Source organism: Pseudostreptobacillus sp. (genome assembly GCF_977040545.1).
The window spans coordinates 1-3704 of record NZ_CDRRBS010000101.1 but is presented as its reverse complement, the minus strand read 5'-3'; the positions used below and the strand labels follow the sequence as shown (position 1 = coordinate 3704).

The following is a 3704-nucleotide window of genomic DNA, read 5'->3' as shown; positions in this document are numbered from 1 at the left end:
ATTACTAGGAATTCAAAATATATTTTAGAAAATATATTTTTTGAAATTTTTAACGAATGTATAGTTTATAAAAATTTAGATGACAATAAGATTGTTATTTTTACTCCTTATAGTAAAGATTTAGAAAAAATGAAAGCTATTGAATATATAGAGAAATATTTTTTAAATGATAAAGAAAAAATTAGAATATTTTGGAAAAAACATTTTAACTTAATAGGAAATAAATCTGTTGGTTATAGTGATAAATCTATAGTTTTTTAAAAAGGAGTAAATCATGTTTAAATATAGGGTAACGATAAAAGAAGATAACTTAATTTTAGATGAAGAAATAGTTAGTTTAAAATATTCTTTTGATCCAGTTGATGATAATTTAAGTGTTGGAGATGATGTTTTAAATATGGAAATGGTTATAAAAATTTTAAATAAGGATCATTTTAAATATTTTATCAATTGGATAGAAGATAAAACAAATAGAACATATAGAAATATTAAATTAGAATATATTTTTAATGAAGAAAATAAAATGACTTTAGAATTTAAGGAAATGTTTATAGATTTTTTAAATCAAAAATTTAGTTTAGATAATGATTTAGGTGATTATTGTATACGATTTAAGCAAAAATATTTTCTTAAATCTAAAAGATTAATATTAGGAGATGATTAATATGAAAATCAATGGAGAAGTATTAGAACTTGAATTAGGAGATTGTCTAGTTAAAGAGTTTAAATTATCTGAATTAGAGATGAAATCAAAATTTAATGAGCACACTAATTTGATTATGATTTTTGAAGTTGATTCAAATAAGTATAAAGAACTTAAAACAAACTTTTATAATCCAAAATCAAAATTTAAAGTTAGAAATAGAGGAGTAAACATTTTTGATGGTACACTTTATGAAGTTATGAGTGATAAAAATATGGATAATAAAGTAATTATAAGATTAGAAGCTTTTGATAATTCAAAATTTTTAGATGAAAATAAAAAAAGTAGAGTATATCAAGATAAAAATATCACATATAAAAATATCATAGACGATATATTAAAAGATAGTAATATAAGTTATGTGGTTTCTAAAAAATTTAATGTAGCTATTAACAAAGTTTTTAGGCAATTAGAAACAGATTGGAATTTTTTGGTTAGAATTTGTTCAAATTTAGGTGAAGCAATTTTTGTAACTAATGAAGGTGTAATACTTTTTGGTGATGATTGTATTTCTAATATAGAAAGAGTGTTGTAAATGCTTGACGTGAAGTTTAAATATAAAAAAGGAGTAGAGTATATTAAATTATTAACTGAAGATTTTTATTCTGTGGGAATGAATTTAATTTTTGATAATAAAGAATATATGGTTATTGAAAGTGAATTGTTATATAGAAATAGTATTTTTGTGACTCAATTAACAGTAGTTGATAAAAATTTGTTTAAAGTAGAAAAGAAGTTTAATAGAGAAATACGTGGTACTTCATTATTCGCAAAGGTAAAAAAATTATCTAGTAAAAATAATCTAGCTATAATGAATGTAGAGTTTGAAGAAGGACTGGATTATTCAGGAATAAAAAGTACTAATATGGTTGATATATATTATAAAACATTTTATTCTAAAACAAATACAGGCTTATTTCCAGCACCAGATATAGATGATATAGTAGATGTTGAATTTTATAGTGAAGATGAAAATGATATGAAAGTATCTTGGGCTATAAAAAATACTAACAGTTCTAGATTTAACGATATAAATAAAAGAAATTATGTTAATGAAAATGTAGATTTTAAAATAGATAAAAAAGGCATGGAAATAAATTCAAAAAATTTAATTGATTTTAATTCTAAGCAAATTGAATTTAATACAGAGTCAATTCATTTTAAATCAAATAAAAATATAGATGTTGCTTCGGAAGGATACATATCTATAGAAGCTTGTAAAGAAGTAGAAATTTTTGGAGAAGGAATAGATATTAAAAGTAAGAAAAATGAAATCAATATTGTTAGTAAAAATGATTTGATTTTGAAAGCTAAAAGTATACATAATAATTAAATATGGAGGGAGTATACTAAGTGTTAATTGAGGAATATGATGGAAATAAATTAAAAGAAGATATAAAACAATACTTTGATTTATTAGCTAAAGTATTTGTTAGGAGAAATTATGATTCGTTAAAGAATAATTATTATGGAAGATATGCTATGAGTAAAGGTATGATAGAAGAAATATATGAAAATGTAGATTTTGATTATCTTCTTTATACTGGAGAGGGGAATAAAGAACAAGATGAACTGATAATTAAATATTTTACATCTCAATTATATAATGATAATAAAGAATTGATAGATAAATATTTAAATCAAAATGTATATATATCTGAAAATTCAGAATATATATTTGATAATAAAGTTATAAATTGGGAAGAAATAAAAAAATCTATATGTGATATAAATGAATTAAAATCGTATACAGATGATATAAAAGGGAAATCTTATAAAATAAATATTGGAACTATTTTGATTTTAATATATATATTTGGTAAAAATAGAGTTATTGAATTTTTAGAGAAAAAAAACAAGATATATACAGATTCATTTAAAGTAGGGATGGATATATATATTAGAAGTTTAGAGAAATATGATATATCTAGTATAATGAAAATTGAAGACAATGCGAAAGTAGTATATCCTGTTGATAATCCTGAAGATAAAGAGTTTACGGATAAAATAGATGAAAAAGATGATTTTATAGGTCAATCTAGTGAATTTAGTATTGAAGATTTAAAAAATATGATTAAAGATACTAAAATATTGGATTTCGTTTTAGAATATTTAAAATATAAAAATAATAACAAAGTAAATAATGATTATGATATATCCAAAGAAAAAAATAACGAAAGTATAATTAATAATAAAATTATTCCGAATGAAACTAAATATATAATAAATAGAAATAATGATATTGAACAAAAATTAAATGAAAAATATGAGAAAGATTATCATTCTTCTCCATCTAAATACATTGAAAAAACAACTAATAGAAAGATTGATAAAGAGACTTCAAAAGATATAGATAATATTTTAGAAGAATATAATAATCAAAGTAAAGATCAAGAAAATAAAAATTTAAAATCTGAAGATAAAAATGTGGGTGATTTAGTAAAGCAAAAGGGATTTAACACATTTAGAAAAATTGAAGATGTGAATAAAGAAATTAATTTAGAAGAAGTCTTATATATGTTAATAAATAAAGACAATAAATTAACTAAAATTGAACAAAGTTTAGGTAAATACTCTTGCAAATATATTAAGGAAAGTTTTATTAAAAGAGGAACATCATTTTTAAAAAATTTATTTCTTTCTAAGGTTAATGATTATGTTAATTCAAAGTTAGATTACCACAATATAGGATTTAATGTTGATTTTAGAGAATATGATTATCTTGAATTTGGAGAAAAAGATATTGATGATATTAAAGTTATAGGATACGAAAAATTAATAAATATATTAGTTGAAAAAAGGTTGGTAAAAGAAAGTTATAGATTAGATTCAAAAGGAATAAGAATATATCCAAGATTTAGAAGAATTATGGATAACGTTATAGAAGAATATATTAAAAGAAAATGTAAATTAGTGAGCTCTGGAGATGGTGTCAATGAAAAACAAGAAAATATTTTTAGAAAATATTTACTTTTTTTAGATGAAAAAAAGGAAGGACTAA

General features: G+C 21.0%; 5 protein-coding genes. All 5 read left to right on the top strand.

Going from position 1 to position 3704, the window contains the following annotated elements; translation table 11 throughout:
* Positions 1–261: hypothetical protein (locus tag ACWYO2_RS05300; protein WP_455515444.1), on the top strand; the 261-nt coding region annotated here is incomplete at its 5' end.
* 13 nt (positions 262–274) lie between these two features.
* A complete protein-coding gene (locus tag ACWYO2_RS05295) occupies positions 275–664 on the top strand; it encodes a hypothetical protein (protein ID WP_455515443.1) in 390 nt (129 codons plus the stop codon).
* A gap of 1 nt (position 665) precedes the next feature.
* Positions 666–1238, top strand: a complete 573-nt coding sequence (locus ACWYO2_RS05290) for a hypothetical protein (RefSeq protein WP_455515442.1) — start codon at positions 666–668, stop codon at positions 1236–1238.
* The gene (locus tag ACWYO2_RS05285) at positions 1239–2036 is read left to right on the top strand and encodes a hypothetical protein (RefSeq protein ID WP_455515441.1); all 798 of its coding nucleotides are present in this window, start codon (positions 1239–1241) and stop codon (positions 2034–2036) included. It abuts the gene before it with no gap.
* 20 nt (positions 2037–2056) lie between these two features.
* On the top strand, positions 2057–3704 hold a 1648-nt coding region (locus ACWYO2_RS05280), incomplete at its 3' end, for a hypothetical protein (protein ID WP_455515440.1).

Excerpts from the sequence above, each read along its gene's own strand:
- ACWYO2_RS05295 (WP_455515443.1), top strand. The coding sequence starts at position 275 with ATGTTTAAATATAGGGTAACGATAAAAGAAGATAACTTAATTTTAGAT.
- ACWYO2_RS05285 (WP_455515441.1), top strand. The coding sequence starts at position 1,239 with ATGCTTGACGTGAAGTTTAAATATAAAAAAGGAGTAGAGTATATTAAA.
- ACWYO2_RS05290 (WP_455515442.1), top strand. The coding sequence starts at position 666 with ATGAAAATCAATGGAGAAGTATTAGAACTTGAATTAGGAGATTGTCTA.